Origin of the sequence: Sphingomonas sp. PAMC26645 (assembly GCF_004795835.1) — a bacterium.
In the GTDB taxonomy this organism is placed as follows: Bacteria; Pseudomonadota; Alphaproteobacteria; order Sphingomonadales; family Sphingomonadaceae; genus Sphingomonas.
In genome coordinates, this window is record NZ_CP039249.1 from 881,765 (window position 1) to 898,649 (window position 16,885).

A 16,885-nucleotide genomic window follows, 5' to 3' on the forward strand; every position below is an offset into this window, starting at 1 on the left:
TGAACCATGGATCATTTCGCCTATCGTGACGGTGTCATGCACGCCGAGGACGTCGCCCTGCCGGCGATCGCCGAGGCCGTCGGCACCCCCGTCTACGTCTATTCGACCGCCACCTTCCGCCGTCACGCACAGGTGTTTCGCGACGCGCTGAAGGGCGCCGGGCGCGTCCACCTGGCCTATGCGATCAAGGCGAACCCCAACGTCGCGGTGCTGCGCGTCCTCGCCGACGAGGGCTACGGCGCCGACGTCGTTTCGGCCGGCGAGATGCAGCGCGCGCTCGCGGCGGGTATTCCTGCGTCGGACATCGTGTTCTCGGGCGTCGGCAAGACGCGGCGCGAACTGGCGCAGGCGCTCGATGCGGGGATCGGCCAGTTCAATCTCGAGCTGGAGGAGGAGGGCGAAGTCCTTGCCGCGCTCGCCCATGCGCGCGGCGAACGCGCGCCGACGGTGCTGCGGGTGAACCCCGACGTCGATGCCGGCACGCACGCAAAGATATCGACCGGGCGCAAGGAGAACAAGTTCGGCGTCGCAATCGACCAGGCTGTGGCGATGTTCGACCGCCTGTCGAAGCATGACGGCCTCGACCTGCGCGGTGTCGCGATCCACATCGGCAGCCAGCTGGCCGATCTCGCGCCGCTCGAGGCCGCCTACACGCGGATCGGCGAGCTAGTCGCCGAACTGCGCGCTGCGGGTCACACGATCAGGCGCGTCGATCTTGGCGGCGGGCTCGGCGTTCCCTACAAGCCCGACGACGTGCTGCCGAGCCCCGCCGACTATGGCGCGATGGTCGCCCGCGCGACCGCCGACTGGGACGTCGAACTCATGTTCGAACCCGGTCGCGTGATCGCAGGCAATGCCGGTGTGCTTCTGACCGAAGTAATCTGGGTAAAGCCGGGCGTGGTGAACCCGTACGTGATCGTCGATGCGGCGATGAACGACCTCGCGCGCGTCGCGATGTACGACGCGTATCACGACTTCGTCGCGGTCGAACCGACTGGCGAGCGGATGACCGCGAACATCGCCGGGCCGGTGTGCGAGACCGGCGACACGTTCGCGATGGGTCGCGACATCGATGTCGTGAAGTCGGGCGATCTCGGCATCTTCCGCACCGCCGGCGCGTACGGCGCGACGATGGCGTCGACCTATAACAGTCGCGCGCTGGTGCCCGAAGTGCTGGTGGACGGCGACCGGTTCGCGGTGGTCGCCGACCGCATCCACCCCGAGACGATCCTGGCCGCCGAGCGCGTGCCGGAATGGTTGAAGCGGTGACGTTACAAAGCCTGCCGCTGTTCGTGAGGCTGGCGGGTCGCCCGGTAATCCTGCTGGGCGAGGGTGAGGCGGCGGATGCGAAACGGCGGTTGCTCAATCGTGCAGGCGCGGACGTCGTCGGCGAGGATGCTCCGGCCGCGCTCGCGATCGTCGCGATCGACGACGAGGACGACGCGCTCGCGGCAGTCGCGCGGCTGAAGGCGCGGGGCATCCTGGTCAACGCGGTCGACCGCTCGGCCTATTGCGACTTCACGCTGCCCGCGATCGTCGACCGCGCACCGGTGCTGATCGCGATCGGCACGAGCGGCGTATCGGCCGGGTTGGCGGCGGCGTTGCGGCAGCGGTTAGAGGCACTCATTCCGGCCGATCTCGGCAAGCTCGCGCTGGCGTTGCAGGCTGCGCGTGGCGCGTTGCGGAAGCGCTGGCCCGACATGGGGGAGCGCCGCCGTGCGCTTGCTACGGCGATGGGGGCGGGCGGTATGCTCGACCCGCTATCGCCGACGCATGATGTCGACGCATGGCTGGCCCCAACCGCTGAGTTACCTGGAAAGCGCGACGTAGCGATAACCCTCGTTCTCCTGTCCGACGATCCTGAGGACCTGACGCTCCGCCAGGCGCGCGCGCTCGCCAGCGCCGACCGGGTCTATCACGGCGCTGATGTCCCCGCGGTGATCCTCGACCGCGCCCGCGCCGATGCCGCACGACTGTGCGAGGCGATGCCCGCCGATCCCGGCACCGGCCTGTCGGTCGAAGTCGAGATGGCACGATGAGCGGTTTCGCATTCCGGATCGTCGATGGGAAAGCGACCCGCGTCGACGTCAAGGAAGCGCTCACCTGCACCGCCGACCTCGTCTGGGTGCATTTGTCGACCACCGCCGAACATGCGCAGACCTGGCTCCGCGACGAGGCAAAGCTGCTCGACTATGTCGTCGATGCGCTCACCGCGACCGAGACCCGGCCACGCTGCGAGGCGGTCGGTGATGGCGCGTTCCTCAATTTGCGCGGGCGATCGAAGGAGGAGCTCGACACCTCCGACCTGCTCGCGTCGGTGCGGATTTGGGCGGTGAAGGGCCGCGTCTATTCGGTCACGCGGAAGCCGCTGATCGCGGTCGCCGAGGTCGAGAAGATGGTCGAGCGCCATGAGGTGCGCGATCCGGGCGACCTGATTGCCGCGTTCGCCACCGCGATCACCACCGATCTCGATCCCGATGTGGCGACGCTCGGTGACGAACTCGACGATTGCGAGGAGCAGCTCGACGCCAACCGTGTGTTCGAACTGCGCCGCGCGGTCAGCAAGGTGCGCGTCGCGGCGATCGGCTACAAACGCTTCCTCAGCCCGCAACGCGCGGCGCTCGAGAAGCTCGCCGCGCTACCCGGCGACTGGCTGGCGGACGACGACCGGCTGCATCTGGCGGCGGCGGCGGACCGCGCCGCGCGGATGGCGGAGGAACTGGAATCGATCCGCGAACGCTCGGCGCTGATCCACGAGACGCTGACCGACCTGCGCGCCGAACAGATCGACAACCGCTCGCTGATCATCTCGATCGCGGCGATGGTGTTCCTGCCGCTGACGTTCCTGACCGGCCTGTACGGCATGAACGTCAAGGGCCTGCCCTATGCCGAGGAACCCTGGGCGTTCGATGCGATTGCAGGAGCCTGCGTGTTGATTGCGGTCGGTGTCGTGGCGTATTTTTCGATGCGCCACTGGTTCAATCGTTAGGACTTTTACCGTCAATCCTCCCCCGCAAGGGGGAGGTGGCGCCAACGGCGACGGAGGGGGAGGGGGCGACAACCGCTGTTCCGTGTTCGCCCCCTCCATCTGGCAAGCGCCAGCCACCTCCCCCTGCGGGGGACGATGGAAAGCTCAGGCTGCGCTGGCGGTTCGCCACGCCTGCGCGATCTCGTCGAGCATGTCGGCAGCGTCGCGGAACGGTTGCGGGTCGTGGCCCAGCGAGGCGTTGATCACGGTCTTCCGTGCGCCGCCATATAGTCGTGCGAGCGTTTCCGAGACCTGCCCGCCTTTCTCGAAGTCGAGGCCGGCTTCGAGTGCGAACAGGATTGCGGTGGCGCGGGTGATCCGCTCGCTCTTGATCGCGAACTTGCGCTTTTCGCAGGCCCATGCGGCAGCGCGCAGGGCGGCGACCAGTTCCTTGTAGAGCAACTGGACGAGCGCAGGGCCGTCCGCGGTAGCAGTCTGGCCGACCGCGTCGATCTGGCGATAGGTCGCGAACGGGTCGCGCATCAACGTGCTGGCGTAGGTCACGAATCCTTGTTCCACGCGGCAATCTGGTTCGTGAGGAAAGTCTGCGTCGATTTATACGCCGACACGCGCGAATTCATGCTGGCATATTGCTGCGTCAGGCGCGTGGTCAGCTGCGCGGACTGGTCGGTGACCTTGTCCTGCTGCTTGGCGACATCGGCCTCCGCCGCGGTGTAGCGCACGGTCGATGCGCCGAGACCGGTCACCGTGCTGGTCGCGCTGGTGGTCAACGCCGTCAACGTCGCGGACAGGCCGAGCGCGTTGGTGCCCGACGGCGCGAACATCGATTCGACCGTGTCGGGGTTCGCCGCGAGCTGCTTGGCGAGCAGCGCGGAATCGACCCGTAGCGTCCCATCGGTGTTGGTGGCGACGCCGATCTCCGACAGCGACCGCGGGAGTCCGGCGATCGCGCCACCGACCAGCGGCTTCGACACCAGGGCCTGCAACGACCGCAGCAGCGATTTCGCGGCGGGATCCGCGCGAAGGTTGCCGGTGATCGGATCGGTCTGTTCGGTGATTGTCTTCAGGACCTCGTTATAGGTCGTGACGACATCGTTGACCGCTTGCGTTAGCGCGTCGGTCGGGGGCGTGCTGGTAAGCGAAACGGGGACGGTGGATATGCCGTTGAGCTGGAGCGTCACGCCGGTCACCAGGTCGCTGACGGTGTTGCTCGGGCGCTCGACGGCGATCCCGTCGACGGTCAGCTGTGCGTTCTGCGCGGTGGAGACGAGGCTGGTCTTCGTCGCAAAGCCGCCGATGTCGAGCGCGTCGCCCTTCTCTCCCTTAAGCGTGAAGGCGTTGGCGCTGCCGGTCGCGCCCTTGACCGAGAGATACGCGCCGCCGTTCGCGTCGGTCACGACCGAGGCGGTGACGCCGGTCTTAGACGCGTTAATACCTGCGACGATCGCGTCGATGCTGCCGTCGCCGACGTCGATCGCCGTGTCCTTGCCGCCGATGGTCAGCGTTAGCGCACCGGTGTTCAGCGATTTGGTGCGGTCCGCCGCGGCGACCGGTGTCGTCGTCCGCGCAACTTGTCCCGTGGCGAGGCGCGTCACCGTGATGCTCGACGACAGCCCCGACAATTTGGCACCCGACTGCGCGGTGGCCGACAGGATCGCACCGTTCGAGCTGGTCGGCTGAGTCTGCAGGCTGCCGCCCTTCACCAGATTGGCGAGCGCGGTCGAAAAGCCGGTCATCGTGCTCTTGAGCGTACCGACGCCCGAGATCTGCGCGGTGAGCGTATCGGACTTGGTCTTCAACGCGGCCGTCCGCGCGGCGAACTGCGCGGAGACGAGCGAGGTGACCAACGTGCCGGTATCGACGCCGGAGCCCGCGCTCAGCCCCTTAAGCAGTGCCTGGGTCGCGTCGTTGACGGCACTTTGCGCGGTAGGAGTGGGTGTCGGTGTCGGCGTGGCGGTCGTGCTGGTGGTCGAAGTTACCATCGTGAAATCCCTGCACGTCCGCGCTCGTCTGTTAGAACGGCCATGCGGCGCGAATGTTTAGGCCTGTTTCATGCCGTTTTCGTCGAAGCGCGCATCCTTCGGCACGGTGACGAACGGCTGGACTCCCGGCGTGGTCCCACCCGCCGCCGCGTTCAGCCCGAACACGAACGCCAGCACGGTCGCGATCGCCGTGTAGAGGTCGTCGCGGACCTCCTGCCCCTCCTTGCTCGTGTAGTAGACGGCGCGGGCTAGCATCGGATATTCGAGGATCGGCACGCGGCCTTCGCCGGCGAGTTCGCGGATCGCCAGTGCGGTGGCGCCGCGCCCCTTGGCGACCACCACCGGCACCTGGTCCCTGCCGCGATCGTAGCGTAGCGCCACGGCGAAGTGCGTCGGGTTGGTCAGCACGACATGCGCTTCCGCGACCGATTTGCGCAGGCCGCCGCTGGCCATCGCGCGCATCTTCGCCCGCATCTGGCCCTTCGCTTCGCCATTGCCCTCGGTCGACTTGTGCTCGTCCTTCACCTCCTGCTTAGACATCCGCATCTTGCCTAGCCGGCGGATGATCTGGATCGGCAGGTCGATGCCGGCGATCGCACACAGCCCGAACGCCATCGCGATCAGGATGCCCTTGAAGATCCCGCCGAGCGTCGACAGCGCCTGGTTGAGATCGGCGGAAGAGGCGAGGCCCATCGTCGAATGCGCGGCGTTCCACAGCATCCAGCCGCCGATCGTGCCGAGCAGGATCACCTTCAGCAACGACTTGCCAAGTTCGATCCAGCCGTTCGCGCCGAAGATGCGCTTGAGTCCAGCCGCTGGATCGACACGGCTGTATTTGGGCGCGAGCAGACCGCCGTTGAACCCAAGCGACCCGAGCCCCGCCTGGCTCAGGATCGCAGCACCGATGCTGACGATGAACAAGGTTATGAGCGATGGCGCGAGCTTGCCGCCGGCTTCCATCAGCGGACGCCAGGGCGAGAAATCCTCGACGTCGGCGTGCGTGAACTGGAAGCTCGACGTCATGATCGCCCTGCAGGCGGCAATTAAAGTCGGCCCTGCGTAGATCAGCCAGGCGACCCCGGCGAGCATGCTCAAAGCGGTCGCGAAATCGCGCGATTTGAGGATGTCGCCCTTCTCGACCGCATCCTTCTTGCGCTTGGCGGTTGGTGCTTCGGTTTTTTCGCCCGAATCCTCCGACATCAGCCGAGGACCAGGTTATCGGTGGCAGCGAGGCCTTCGCGGACGATGACGAGCATGTAGTCGCCCATCGTCGGGAACGCGATCGCCAGCGTGACGACGCCGACCGCGAGGCTGGCGGGGAGGCCGACCGCGAACAGGTTTAGCGAGGGCGCGGCGCGGCTCAGCATGCCGACGACGATGTTGAGGCAGAGCAGCAGGAAGCCGACCGGCAGCGCGAGCAGCAGCCCGGCGAGAAACGCATAGCCGCCGAAGAACGCTATCGCCTTAAGCCGCTCGACGCCGATCCACGCGGCGCCGGGGGGGAGGACATCATAGCTCTTCACGAGCAGGTCGATCAGGATCAGGTGGCCGTCGACCGACAGGAACAGCAGCGTCAGCATGATCGAGAAGAACTGGCCGAGCGCGGGGGAGGACTTGCCGTTCTGCGGGTCGATCGAGGACGCGAAACCGAGCCCCATCGCGCCGCCGATCACTTCGGCGGCGATCATCGGTGCGGCGAACGCGATCTGAAGGACGAAGCCTAGCGCGAGGCCGACGAGGGCTTCGGCGGCGGCGGAGAGGATCGTGGTGACCGCGAAGATGTTCTGCGGCGGCACGATTGGATGTGCAGCAAGCACGAGAAAACCGATCGCCCCCGACAGCGTGACGCGCACGGTGAGCGGTACCGAGACGGACCCGAACACCGGCGCGGCGATGAACGTCGCACCGATGCGGATCATCACGAACACGAGCGCCCAAAGCTGCGGCTCGATCGAGAGGCCGAAGCCTAGCACTGTAAAATTCCCCTCCCGCTTGCGGGAGGGGTTAGGGGAGGGTGCAACGTACGTACTGGCGTCTGGTCGGTGGGGCACGCCCCTCCCCCGACCCCTCCCGCAAGCGGAAGGGGAGCAGAAGAGGCGGTCGCGTGTTCAGCATGGCCGCGCCGCGGCAAAGCCGCGTCGTCGGACCTCGGCGGTGCCGAGGCCGGCCGGGCTTGCGCTGGCAGCGCGGGCGTTGCCGCGCTGGCGCTGCGCCTCACTTCACCAGATCCGGAATACGCTCGAAGATCCCGATCGTGAAATCGCTCAGCAACCCCAGGATCAGGCTCCCGAAGATCAGGATCGACACCGCCACCACCACCAACTTGGGCACGAACGACAGAGTCTGCTCGTTGATCGACGTGGCCGCCTGAATCATCCCGAGGATCAGCCCCGCCAATAGCGCCGGAATCAAGATCGGCGCGCTGGCGAGCGCCAGCACCCACATCGTCTGGTTGGCGACGGTCAGGAAATATTGCGCGTCCATGCTCTCAGGTCGCGAACGAGTTGGCGAGGCTGCCCATCGTCAACGCCCAGCCGTCAACCAGCACGAACAACAGCAGCTTGAACGGCATCGAGATAATCGTCGGGCTCAACATCGCCATGCCGAGCGACATCAGCACGGTCGCGACGACGAGATCGATGACGATGAACGGCAGGAAGATCAGGAAACCGATCTGGAAAGCGGTCTTAAGCTCGGACGTGACGAACGCGGGAAGCAGCACCGAGAAGGGGATGTCGGTCGGCGTCGCATAGGGGCCCGATTTCGCGATCTGCGCGAACACCGTGACGTCCTTGATCCGCGTCTGCTTGACCATGAACGCATGCAGCGGGACGCCGGCCGTCGTGATCATCTGCGTGCCGGCGAGTTGTCCGGCGGCATAGGGCTGGATCGCGGTCGTGTTTATCTGGCTGATCGTCGGCGCCATGATGAAGAAGCTGAGGAACAGCGACAGCCCGAGCAGGACTTGGTTCGGCGGGGTCTGCTGAAGCCCGAGCGCTTGTCGCAGGATCGCGAGCACGATGATGATCCGCGTGAAGCTGGTCATCATCAGCAGGATGCCCGGCAGGATCGTAAGCAGCCCCATGATGATGAGGACTTGCAAGCTGAGCGACAGCGAGCCGCTCTGGCCGGTGTTGCCCGCAGCCTGTCCGCCGAGTTGGCCCAGCGCGCGATCGACCGCGTCGCCGACGGCGGGGTTGGTCGGGGCGGGGACGCCTTGCGCGAAGGCGGGCATTGCGAGGAAGAGGGCTAGTAGAATGGCGAGGCCTATCCACAGCCACGCGTTCGCGCGCTTGGCTCCTGGATTCCCGCGTATGCGGGAAAACGGCTTGGCGGAGGATGCGGCGAACAGGGCAGGACCTGAGCCTTTCCGCGTCACCGTCGGACGAGCGACCGCGCTCATGCGTCGACCTTGTCGATCAGGTGCACGCCGCCGCGGCCGACCGAGACGAGCAGCCGGCGGCCCTCGAAATCGATCACCGCGAGGCGCAGGCCCGGCGAAATCATCATCGTTTCCTTGACGCCGATCAGCCGCGTCGAGGGCTTGCCCGGGATCCGGCTCTCGAACTTGCGCCACAGGTACAGGCAGCCGAACATCAGTCCGCACACCAGTGGCAGCAGAATGACGAGCTTGAGGATATAGGTCCAAAGCATCGTGGTTCAGCCGCGCCCAACGAGTGATTTGTCGGGGCTGACGAGCTCGGTCATCCGCACGCCGAAGCGCTCGCCGACCGTCACGACTTCGCCGCGCCCGATCAGCGTGCCGTTGACGAATACATCAAGCAGTTCGTTGGCCTGGCGATCGAGCTCGATCACGCTGGATTCGCCGAGCGCGAGCAGTTCGCGCAACGTCAGGCTGGTCGAGCCGATCTCAACGGTCAGCTTGACGTCGACATCCTGGAGCAGCCGGAAATTGGCGGCCACGGCGGCGTCGACTGGGAAGCCTCCGGTCATGTCGTTCATGCTGCAAATCCTTCGTCGAAACTTGTAATCGAGGTGAGCTGGATGGCGGCGAAGCCGTTGGATGTGCCGACCGTGCCGCAGCCGAGCCGGTTGTTGCCGACCATTACCGGCACGTCGCCCGAGATGGTGATCGGGATCACGTCGCCGGGCTTCAGGTCCATCAGCATCGTCAGCTTGACGACCGGCTCGGCGAGCACCGAGCGGATCGGGAAGCGCACGTTCATGGCGGCCCGGGTCAGTTCGGTGCGCCAGGCCGGATCCGGCTCGGCCGACTTGCCGACGACCTTCGCGGTCAGCGACGGCGCGTGCGGCTTCAGCGCGGACACGGGGTAAACGAGATCGAGGAACACGGGCTTTGCGGTGCCTGCGGCGATCCCGAAGCGCGTGACGATCATTGCATCCTCGCCGTCGAGATCGGCGATCATCGCCGGGTTCACCTCGACGCGAGTCGGCAGGAAGTCGAACCGCGCCATCGGCTCCCATGCGGTCTTCAGCGGCGCGGCGATCATCTGGCCGATCCGCGCGACCATCGCTTCTGCGGCGGGGGAGAACTCGGTCGGCAGGGTATGGGGCGCGGCACCGATACCGCCGAAGAACATGTCGAGCATCTCGAGCACGAACTTGCCGTCCATGATGCACAGCGCCTGCGCCATCCCCGGTGTCATGATCAGCGGTAGCCACGCGGTCAGCGCATCGCTGCGTTCCGCCCGGTAATCGGTGAAGCGCTGGACCACCAACGGCTCGGCCCAGCAGCGCACTTCCTGGCGGAGCAACGGCTCGAACACGCCGCGCAAACCGCGCGCGAACCGTGCCGAGAGGTGCTGCAACGAATGCAGGTCGCCGAACGGATTGAGCTTGGCCCCGCCGAGCACGCCCTGATGCAGAACGCCCTCCTTGGGCGAGCCGGAGCGATCCCGGTCGCGTCGCTCGCGTGTCTTTGCTGAGGCCTCGTTAACCATGACTCACTGAACGACGAAACTGGTAAAGTAAACGTTACCGATGCCGCCGAATCCTTCCTTCTGCTTGAGCGTATCGTTGATCGCTTTGGCGAGGCGGACCTGCAGCTGGCGCTTGCCGTCGCTGCTCATCACCTGCTCCTCGGTGGTGTCGCCGAGCGCCATTAGGATCGCAGACCGGACCGCGATGTCGTTGGTCTTGAGGTTGGTGATGACGGTGTCGTCGTACGGCGTGGAGACCGCGACACCGACCTGGACGAAGTGCACCGAGTCCTGGAGATTCGAGGTGAAATCCTTCTCCAGCGGGTAATAGGTGGAGGCGTATTTATCGCCGCCCTGCCCTGCGGGGGGCTTCATCCCGTGGTTTTCGGGAGCTGCTTCCTCGCCGCCGTGACCGCCGCCTTCGCCGCCCTCGGTCGCGTGCTTCTGCTCACTTTTTGGGACGAGCTTGGGCTTGCCATCCTCGGCTTCGGCGGCGTAACCGCCACCGCCGATCAGCCCAGCACTGGACGCATAGACGCCCGCGCCGACGCCACCGCCGACCAGCACCAGCAGCGCCACGCCGCCGATCAGGATCGTCTTCATCTTACCCTTTTTCTTCGGGGCGGCGTCGGGCGTTTCTTTTGTGTCGCTCATGATTTCAGGGTCCTTCGGTTCAAGCGATTCGGATGTCGTCGGGCGCGTCCGCGATCACGGTCGAGACCGGCGCGGGGCGATTCGGGGTTTGCGGAGTCGCGGGCGCGCGCTGCTGTTGGGCACCGCTGTCGCCGAGCGATCCTTGCGAAAGCTTCAACCCGCGCGCTTCGGCGAGTTCGGCGAGCCGCGGCTGCGCGTCCGCCAGCAACGTCCGCGTCGCGGCCTGCTCGGCGTTGAAGTGCACGCGGACCGTATCGCCTTCCGTCTTCACCGAAACGTCGATCGCGCCAAGCGCATCGGGGACAAGGCGGATGCGCGTGTCGACTGCATCGGCGGCGTCGCGGAGCATCTCGATTCGTTCAATCATCGCGTGCGGCCAGCGCTCCTGGCGCATGTCTAGTGGCGCCTGCTGCGCGTCGGCGACCTTGATCTCATGTGCTGCGGCGGCACCGACCGGGGTCAGCGGCGTGTCGGAAGGCGCGGCGAGGGTATCTGGCTCTTCATGCTTCTTGGTCGCCGCCTGGATCGCCGCACCGAATACCATCGCGGCCGACGCGACCGTGCCGGGTTGCGGCTGGACGACATCGGGTTGCGCGGCGACGAGCGTGACGGGGGACGTATCGGGCATGCTCCACCGCGGCGCGTCGGTGGCGGGCGTATCCGTGGTCGGTATAGCCACGGCCTGCGCGGTCGGCTTTACCGGGGGCAACGCGGCCATGATCGCGGCGGCGAACTGCGTTGCGGGTGTGCCCTCGGCTTGAGTCGGCGCGGAAGGCAGGGGCGGTTGGGGCCCGGTCGGCATGGGCGTTGGCGTGGCGGCTTGCGGCTGCAACTGCGTGAACACCGGCCGTTGCACGGTCGTCGGCAGGGTGCCGGCTCCACTCACACCGCTCGCAACGGCCGAGGGAGTAGGGAAAACGGGGGCGGACGTTACGACGATCGGCTGCCACACGAACGTGAGGTCAGGCGCAATATCCGGCAGCGGCAAGGCGTTGCCGGTCGCGGCGTCGTCCTGCCGGGGCTCGTCTTCCGGCGCTACGGCGGAAGGTTCGGGTTTCGCTTCGTCGCTGACCTGCTCGAAGGCGCCCGCGAAATCGCCCGACTCGCCGCCACTCTTCGCAGCAGAGGCGCGAGGATGGAGGGGAACGGTACGGGAAAGGGTCGCGGTCTGGATCATTCGGGCACTCGCGTTCGGGCTTCTCCCCGACACTCAGCAAGGATCGTGCCGAACCTTCCGAAAGGCGGGTGCCTCTTCCATCGCGCGGATCGCTTTCAACACCGCATCGGCGTCGGCGCGGGCGAGGAGCTTCTCGACCGCGCTCTGGTCGCGCTTGGCGGCGCGCGTTGCTTCCGCTGCGCGCTCGACATGAAATTCGGCCGCCTGCACGCGTTCTACGGCAGCGTTGGCGGATTGCTGCAGGCGGTCGCGGTAGTGCGCGGCGGCGCCGAGCGATACGGCGACCTGCGTTTCATGGACCGGCGCGACCGCTTCGGCGAGCAAGGCGATGCGGCCGGACAGCGCCTGTTCGCTGGCGAACTTGTCATGCGCGCGCGCTTCGTCTGCGCGGGTCAGCCCGAGCTGTAGCGTGCGGACGCGGTGGATGCGCGCGAGGGTCTTGCCGCGGGCATCCGCCATCTCAGCCGCCGAAAACGCCGGTCAGTTCGGCGACCGCATCGTTCAGCGAGACGTTTTCGTCGGCGTCCTGGCGGATATATTCCATGACTGCGGGGTGGCAGGCGATGGCGGCGTCGATCGCGGGATCGGCGCCGTGACGATAGGCGCCCATCAGCACGAGATCGCGGTTTTCCTCGTACGTCGCGAGGTGGCGGCGGAGCGTCCGCGCGGCCTTGGCGTGGTGCGAGGGGACGATGTCGGTCATCACGCGGCTGACCGACGGGCCGATGTCGATCGCTGGGTACACCCCGCGCTCGGCGAGGTGGCGGTTGAGGACGATGTGGCCGTCGAGGATCGAGCGCGCGGAGTCGACTACGGGATCGTTCCCGTCGTCGCCATCCGCCAGCACCGTGTAGATCGCGGTGATCGAGCCGCCGGTGTGGACGTCGACGCCCGCGCGCTCAATCAGGTTCGGCAGCATCGCGATGGCGCTGGGCGGATAGCCGCGCGCGGATGCAGGCTCGCCGAGTGCGAGACCGATCTCGCGACCGGCGTGGGCGACGCGGGTGAGTGAGTCCATGATCAGCAGGACCTTCTTCCCCTCGTCGCGGAAAGATTCGGCGATCGCGTGCGCCCTTAGCGCGCCGCGGATGCGGAGGACGGGGGAGTGGTTGGCAGGGACCGCAACGACGACCGAGCGTTTCCGCGCTGCACCCGCGACCTTGGTTTCGAGGAAGTCGGCGACTTCGCGGCTACGCTCGCCGATCAGGCCGATCACGATCACGTCGGCCTGCGCGGCGCGGACGATCATGCCGAGCAGCACCGACTTGCCGACGCCCGAGCCCGCCATGATGCCGACGCGCTGGCCCTGGCCTATAGTGAGCAGGCCGTTGATCGCGCGCACGCCGACGTCGAGCGGTTCGAGCACGCGGCCACGATCGAGCGGCGACTGAAGTTTCCCCGCGAGAGGCCAGCGCCCGGCGCCGCGGATCGGGCCGAGACCGTCGATCGGCTTGCCCGCGCCGTCAACGACGCGGCCGAGCATGGCCGCCCCGACTTCGGCCTCGCCCGGCGCGCCGATCGGCTTGACCGGTGCGCGGGGGAGGAGGGCGGCGGGGCCACCGAGGTTCATCATCAACGTGCGGCCGTTGCGGAAGCCGATGACTTCCGCCTCGACGCTCGCCGCGCCTTCGCCGACCTGGCAGACGGTGCCGACGGGTAGCGTCAGGCCGACCGCTTCCATGAGCAGCCCGTCGAACGAGGCGAGGCGGCCGGAGACCTTGGGCTTGGCGACGAAATCGGCGTTGGAGAGGGTTTCGAGATAGTCGGCGGTAAAGCGATTCAGCATTTGGGCACCGGCACGCGGTCGATCGCCTGCGCGAGCTGATCGAGCCAGAGTTCCGGACCGTCCTCGACGATCGTCGACGCGCTTTCGAGCACGAAGCTGCCGCGCGCGACGTTGGGGTCGCCGGCAGCGAAGATCGACTTGGGCAACCGGCCTTCGAGCAGCGCGACATCGTCCGGGTGGACGCGGAGCAGCGCGGATTCGGCAGAGTCGGACAGGAGTTCGGCGGCGGTCTCGATCCGGCCGGCAAGGACGTCAGGCGCGATGCCGACTTCGCCGACGAGTTTCGAGACGAGGAAGAGCACCGTCTGGCGGAGCTGCGCCGCAACGCGGTCGCGGTCGATCCGGTCGTTGCCGAGCGCGGTGGCGAGGTCGCCGAGCAGCGCGCCGTCGCGTGTAGCCGTCTCCTGCGCAGCCGCGGCCGCAGCGGCGAGACCCTCCGCATAGCCGGCAGCATGCGCGTCGGCGAGCGGGTCGATGAACGACGATTCGCTCACCGGATCGAGCGGATCCCAGCCGGCGGTCGGGTTCACGTCCTTGTCCGCTGGGCTGAAGTGGCGTGGCGAACTCGGCTCCGACGAGAAGTTCGGGGACGCGAAGTTGGTCGGACGCACCGTCGCACGCTCGCAGATATCCGCAGCGGCGAACCCGGCGGGCGGTGCAAATGCGCTCGCCAGGACGTTCGCCGTCGTCGTGTGACGCGACGCGAAGCCCGCGGTGAAGCCGTTAGACATAATCGTCTTCCCCCCCGCCCATCTGGATCGTGCCGTCCTTCGCCAGCCCACGCGCGATCGCGATCATCGCCTTCTGCGCCTCGAGCACTTCGGCGAGCTTCATCGGCCCGCGTGCCTCCATCTCGTCGCGAATGCCGTCCGCCGCGCGTGCAGACATGCAGCCGAGGAAGCGGTTGCGAATCGTCTCGTCGACGCCCTTGAGCGACTTGGTCAGGATCTCGCTGTCGACGTTGCGGATCAGCGTGCCGAGATTCTTGTCGTCGAGCGCGAGCAGATTGTCGAAGACGAACATCGCCTCCTCGATCGCCTTCGCCACTTCGCGGTCGATCTTGAACAGCTTCGGCATGACGCGCTGTTCGGTTGCCTTGCGCGCACCCGACAGGATCTTGGCCGCCTCGCGCGTGCCGCCGAGCGTGACGCCGACCGAGCCGGGCGCCGCCGCGGTGCGGTTGGCGAGTACGATCTTCAACGTCTCGACTGCCTCGGGCGTGATCGGCCCGAGCCGCGCGATGCGGTGAAGGATGTCGGGCTGGACCGCATCGGGCAGCAGTTCGAGCACCTGGCCACCGATCGACGCGTCGAGATTGGCGATCAACACCGCGGCGATCTGCGGATGCTCCTTCTCGATCATCGCGGCGATCTCGGGCGCGTCGAGCCAGTCGAGCAGTTCGAGTTCGCACGCGGCTTCCGGCGGGGTGATCCGCGCGAGCACGCTTTCCGCTTTCTCGGGACCGAGCGCGCGGTTCATCACCGCCTCGATCTGCGGGCGCGGGTCGAAGCCGATCGCAGTCCGCTCGCGCGCGCGACCGACGAAATCGTCGAGCACGTCCTCGACCTCCTGCTCCGACACGTCGGCGACCTTGAACATCGCCGCGCCGAGCTGGCGGACTTCCTCGGGCTCCAGTTTCTGGAGGATGGCCGCGGCCTCCTCCTCGCCGACGAGCATCATCAGCACCGCGGCGCGCTCGACGCCGGTGTAGGTACGGATGGCGACTTCACTCACTTCGCGTCCGCCTTGATCATGTCGCGCACGGCGAGCGCAGCGCGCGTCGGATTGTCGCGGGTGAAGCCGCGAACCGCGCCGATCCGGTCGTCATAGCCGCGCGTGTTCTCGAGCTGGTCGAGGCTGACGGGGGCCGCGACCGCCATGCCGTCTGCAGCCGCGCCGATCGGCTGGCCGAGCGCGGGGCGCGTGCCGGCATCGTCGCGCTTCTTCGTCAGCGCCTTGGCGATCGGGCGGACGCCCAGGAGGAGCACAAGCAGCGCGATCAGGATCGCGGTGCCGTTGCGGGCGAGCACCGGCAGCCAGGCGTTGTCGTACCAGGCGGGACCGGCGGCGGCATCGGTGGCACCGGCGAACTTGCGGCTGATGACCGTTACGTTGTCGTTGCGCGCCTGATCGAACCCGACCGCGCTTTTCACGAGATCGGTGATCTGGTTGATCTCCATCGCTGTGCGGCGGGTCTTGTCCGGATCGCGGAGGAGGACGGCGACCGACAGGCGCTTGACCCCGCCCGGCGTGGCGCGCGTGACCGAGACTTCGCGGCCGAGGTCGTAGGCGCGCTGATACTGGTCGGACTGCTTCATCGCATCGGGCGCTGCGCCACCGGCGACCGGCTGTGCGGCCGTACCCGGATTGCCCGTCGCGGCCTGCGGTGCGGACAGCGTGCTGGCGGCAGGCGGCGTATTGCTCAGCGCGCCCGGAATACCACCGGGAGCACCGGCGCCGCCGTCCTTCTGGTTGCCGGTCCAGTTGCCCGTCTCGGCGCGCAGCACGCCCTGCTTCTCATAGCTTTCGCGCGTCGCCTGGCTTTCGTCGAGATTGACGTCGGCCTGGACTTCCGCGGTGAAATTGCCCGCGCCGACCAGCGGCGTCAGCAACGCAATCAGTTGCGTGCGATACTTGTCCTCGACGCGGCGCTGGATATCGATCCGCGCATCGCTGGCCGCCCCAGCGCCTTCGTTGCCGCCGGCCTTGGTGAGCAGCGCGCCCATCTGGTCGACGATCGTCACTGCCTCGGGCTTCATCCCCGGCACCGACGAGGCGACGAGGTTGATGATCGAGCTGACCTGCGCATCGCTCAGCGAACGGCCACCCTGAAGCTTCAGGATCACCGACGCGGAGGGCGCAGCGTTGTCGCGAACGAACACGGAGGCTTCGGGCATGGCCAGATGCACGCGCGCCTCGGCAACCGCGTCGATCTCCTCGATCGACTTCGCCATCTCGGACTCGCGTGCCTGGCGAAGACGCTCGCCTTCCACGGCGCGCGAAACGCCCATCGGCAGCTGGTCGAGGATCGCATAGCCGCCGGGCGCCGCTTTCGGCAGGCCCTGGCCCGCGAGCAGCATCTTCGCGCGGCTGTAATCGTCCTCGCCGACGGTCAGCGCGCCGGTGCCTTCGTCGATATGGCTCTTGATGTTGGCGGTCGTCAGCGCGGACGTCACCGCGGCCTTGTCCGAATCGGGGAGGCCGCTGAACAGCGTCTTCTGCGTCGGCGTCGACAGGCTCATCCACGCAAGCGCGGCGGCGGCGATCAGGCCGACCATCAACGCCATCGGCAGCGAGCGGCGGACCGCCGGCTGCGCCATGACGCCCTTGATCTGCTGGAGGGGATTGGCGAACCGTTCGGTGCCGCCGGGCGAAGGGATGAGTGCGGTGCTCATG

General features: G+C 67.2%; 19 protein-coding genes. 3 read left to right on the forward strand and 16 right to left on the reverse strand.

The features are described 5' to 3' along the window. Window positions 1-6 precede the first annotated feature (6 nt). The 3 genes from lysA to E5673_RS04235 are packed head-to-tail and all read left to right on the forward strand — an operon-like array spanning window position 7 to window position 2,989. On the forward strand, window positions 7-1,269 hold the full coding sequence (gene lysA / locus E5673_RS04225; RefSeq protein ID WP_136189057.1) for a diaminopimelate decarboxylase: 1,263 nt from the start codon (window positions 7-9) through the stop codon (window positions 1,267-1,269). Further along, the gene (locus tag E5673_RS04230) at window positions 1,266-2,039 is read left to right on the forward strand and encodes a bifunctional precorrin-2 dehydrogenase/sirohydrochlorin ferrochelatase (protein WP_136189058.1); all 774 of its coding nucleotides are present in this window, start codon (window positions 1,266-1,268) and stop codon (window positions 2,037-2,039) included. The genes lysA and E5673_RS04230 overlap by 4 nt, the downstream gene beginning before the upstream one ends. After that, a complete protein-coding gene (locus tag E5673_RS04235) occupies window positions 2,036-2,989 on the forward strand; it encodes a zinc transporter ZntB (RefSeq protein WP_136189059.1) in 954 nt (317 codons plus the stop codon). Before E5673_RS04230 ends, E5673_RS04235 begins: the two co-directional genes overlap by 4 nt. A 144-nt stretch (window positions 2,990-3,133) precedes the next feature. Here the strand turns inward: E5673_RS04235 and E5673_RS04240 are convergent, their stop codons facing one another. The 16 genes from E5673_RS04240 to fliF all read right to left on the reverse strand — a co-directional run bounded on the left by E5673_RS04240 (window position 3,134) and on the right by fliF (window position 16,884). After that, the gene (locus E5673_RS04240; protein ID WP_136189060.1) at window positions 3,134-3,532 is read right to left on the reverse strand and encodes a flagellar protein FliS; all 399 of its coding nucleotides are present in this window, start codon (window positions 3,530-3,532) and stop codon (window positions 3,134-3,136) included. Further along, window positions 3,529-4,971, reverse strand: a complete 1,443-nt coding sequence (gene fliD / locus E5673_RS04245; protein ID WP_136189061.1) for a flagellar filament capping protein FliD — start codon at window positions 4,969-4,971, stop codon at window positions 3,529-3,531. The genes E5673_RS04240 and fliD overlap by 4 nt, the downstream gene beginning before the upstream one ends. 57 nt (window positions 4,972-5,028) lie before the next feature. Then, entirely contained in the window at window positions 5,029-6,171 is a 1,143-nt protein-coding gene (locus E5673_RS04250; RefSeq protein WP_136189062.1) for a flagellar type III secretion system protein FlhB, read from the reverse strand. After that, the gene (gene fliR, locus E5673_RS04255) at window positions 6,171-6,944 is read right to left on the reverse strand and encodes a flagellar biosynthetic protein FliR (RefSeq protein WP_136189063.1); all 774 of its coding nucleotides are present in this window, start codon (window positions 6,942-6,944) and stop codon (window positions 6,171-6,173) included. Before fliR ends, E5673_RS04250 begins: the two co-directional genes overlap by 1 nt. A gap of 241 nt (window positions 6,945-7,185) precedes the next feature. Next, window positions 7,186-7,455 carry a flagellar biosynthesis protein FliQ gene (fliQ, locus tag E5673_RS04260; protein WP_055874447.1) on the reverse strand — a complete coding sequence of 90 codons (270 nt, stop codon included), beginning with the start codon at window positions 7,453-7,455 and terminating at the stop codon, window positions 7,186-7,188. 4 nt (window positions 7,456-7,459) lie between these two features. After that, window positions 7,460-8,374: a flagellar type III secretion system pore protein FliP gene (fliP, locus tag E5673_RS04265; protein WP_136189064.1), complete on the reverse strand. Its 915-nt coding sequence runs from the start codon at window positions 8,372-8,374 to the stop codon at window positions 7,460-7,462. Further along, complete coding sequence (locus tag E5673_RS04270) at window positions 8,371-8,625, reverse strand: flagellar biosynthetic protein FliO (protein WP_056054129.1); 255 nt, start codon at window positions 8,623-8,625, stop codon at window positions 8,371-8,373. The genes fliP and E5673_RS04270 overlap by 4 nt, the downstream gene beginning before the upstream one ends. A 6-nt stretch (window positions 8,626-8,631) precedes the next feature. Continuing rightward, on the reverse strand, window positions 8,632-8,934 hold the full coding sequence (fliN, locus tag E5673_RS04275) for a flagellar motor switch protein FliN (RefSeq protein ID WP_055874438.1): 303 nt from the start codon (window positions 8,932-8,934) through the stop codon (window positions 8,632-8,634). After that, window positions 8,931-9,893 (reverse strand): flagellar motor switch protein FliM, encoded by a 963-nt coding sequence (locus E5673_RS04280; RefSeq protein ID WP_136189065.1) that lies wholly within the window; start codon window positions 9,891-9,893, stop codon window positions 8,931-8,933. The genes fliN and E5673_RS04280 overlap by 4 nt, the downstream gene beginning before the upstream one ends. Before the next feature lie 3 nt (window positions 9,894-9,896). After that, the gene (locus tag E5673_RS04285; RefSeq protein ID WP_136189066.1) at window positions 9,897-10,526 is read right to left on the reverse strand and encodes a flagellar basal body-associated FliL family protein; all 630 of its coding nucleotides are present in this window, start codon (window positions 10,524-10,526) and stop codon (window positions 9,897-9,899) included. 19 nt (window positions 10,527-10,545) lie between these two features. Continuing rightward, window positions 10,546-11,703 (reverse strand): flagellar hook-length control protein FliK, encoded by a 1,158-nt coding sequence (locus E5673_RS04290; protein ID WP_136189067.1) that lies wholly within the window; start codon window positions 11,701-11,703, stop codon window positions 10,546-10,548. Between the two features lie 33 nt (window positions 11,704-11,736). Beyond that, window positions 11,737-12,162 carry a hypothetical protein gene (locus E5673_RS04295; protein ID WP_136189068.1) on the reverse strand — a complete coding sequence of 142 codons (426 nt, stop codon included), beginning with the start codon at window positions 12,160-12,162 and terminating at the stop codon, window positions 11,737-11,739. Between the two features lies 1 nt (window position 12,163). After that, complete coding sequence (locus E5673_RS04300) at window positions 12,164-13,489, reverse strand: FliI/YscN family ATPase (protein ID WP_136189069.1); 1,326 nt, start codon at window positions 13,487-13,489, stop codon at window positions 12,164-12,166. Beyond that, window positions 13,483-14,220 carry a FliH/SctL family protein gene (locus E5673_RS04305; RefSeq protein ID WP_136189070.1) on the reverse strand — a complete coding sequence of 246 codons (738 nt, stop codon included), beginning with the start codon at window positions 14,218-14,220 and terminating at the stop codon, window positions 13,483-13,485. Before E5673_RS04305 ends, E5673_RS04300 begins: the two co-directional genes overlap by 7 nt. Continuing rightward, complete coding sequence (gene fliG, locus E5673_RS04310) at window positions 14,213-15,223, reverse strand: flagellar motor switch protein FliG (protein WP_136189071.1); 1,011 nt, start codon at window positions 15,221-15,223, stop codon at window positions 14,213-14,215. The genes E5673_RS04305 and fliG overlap by 8 nt, the downstream gene beginning before the upstream one ends. Next, window positions 15,220-16,884 (reverse strand): flagellar basal-body MS-ring/collar protein FliF, encoded by a 1,665-nt coding sequence (fliF, locus tag E5673_RS04315; RefSeq protein WP_136189072.1) that lies wholly within the window; start codon window positions 16,882-16,884, stop codon window positions 15,220-15,222. Before fliF ends, fliG begins: the two co-directional genes overlap by 4 nt. Between the last annotated feature and the right edge of the window lies 1 nt (window position 16,885).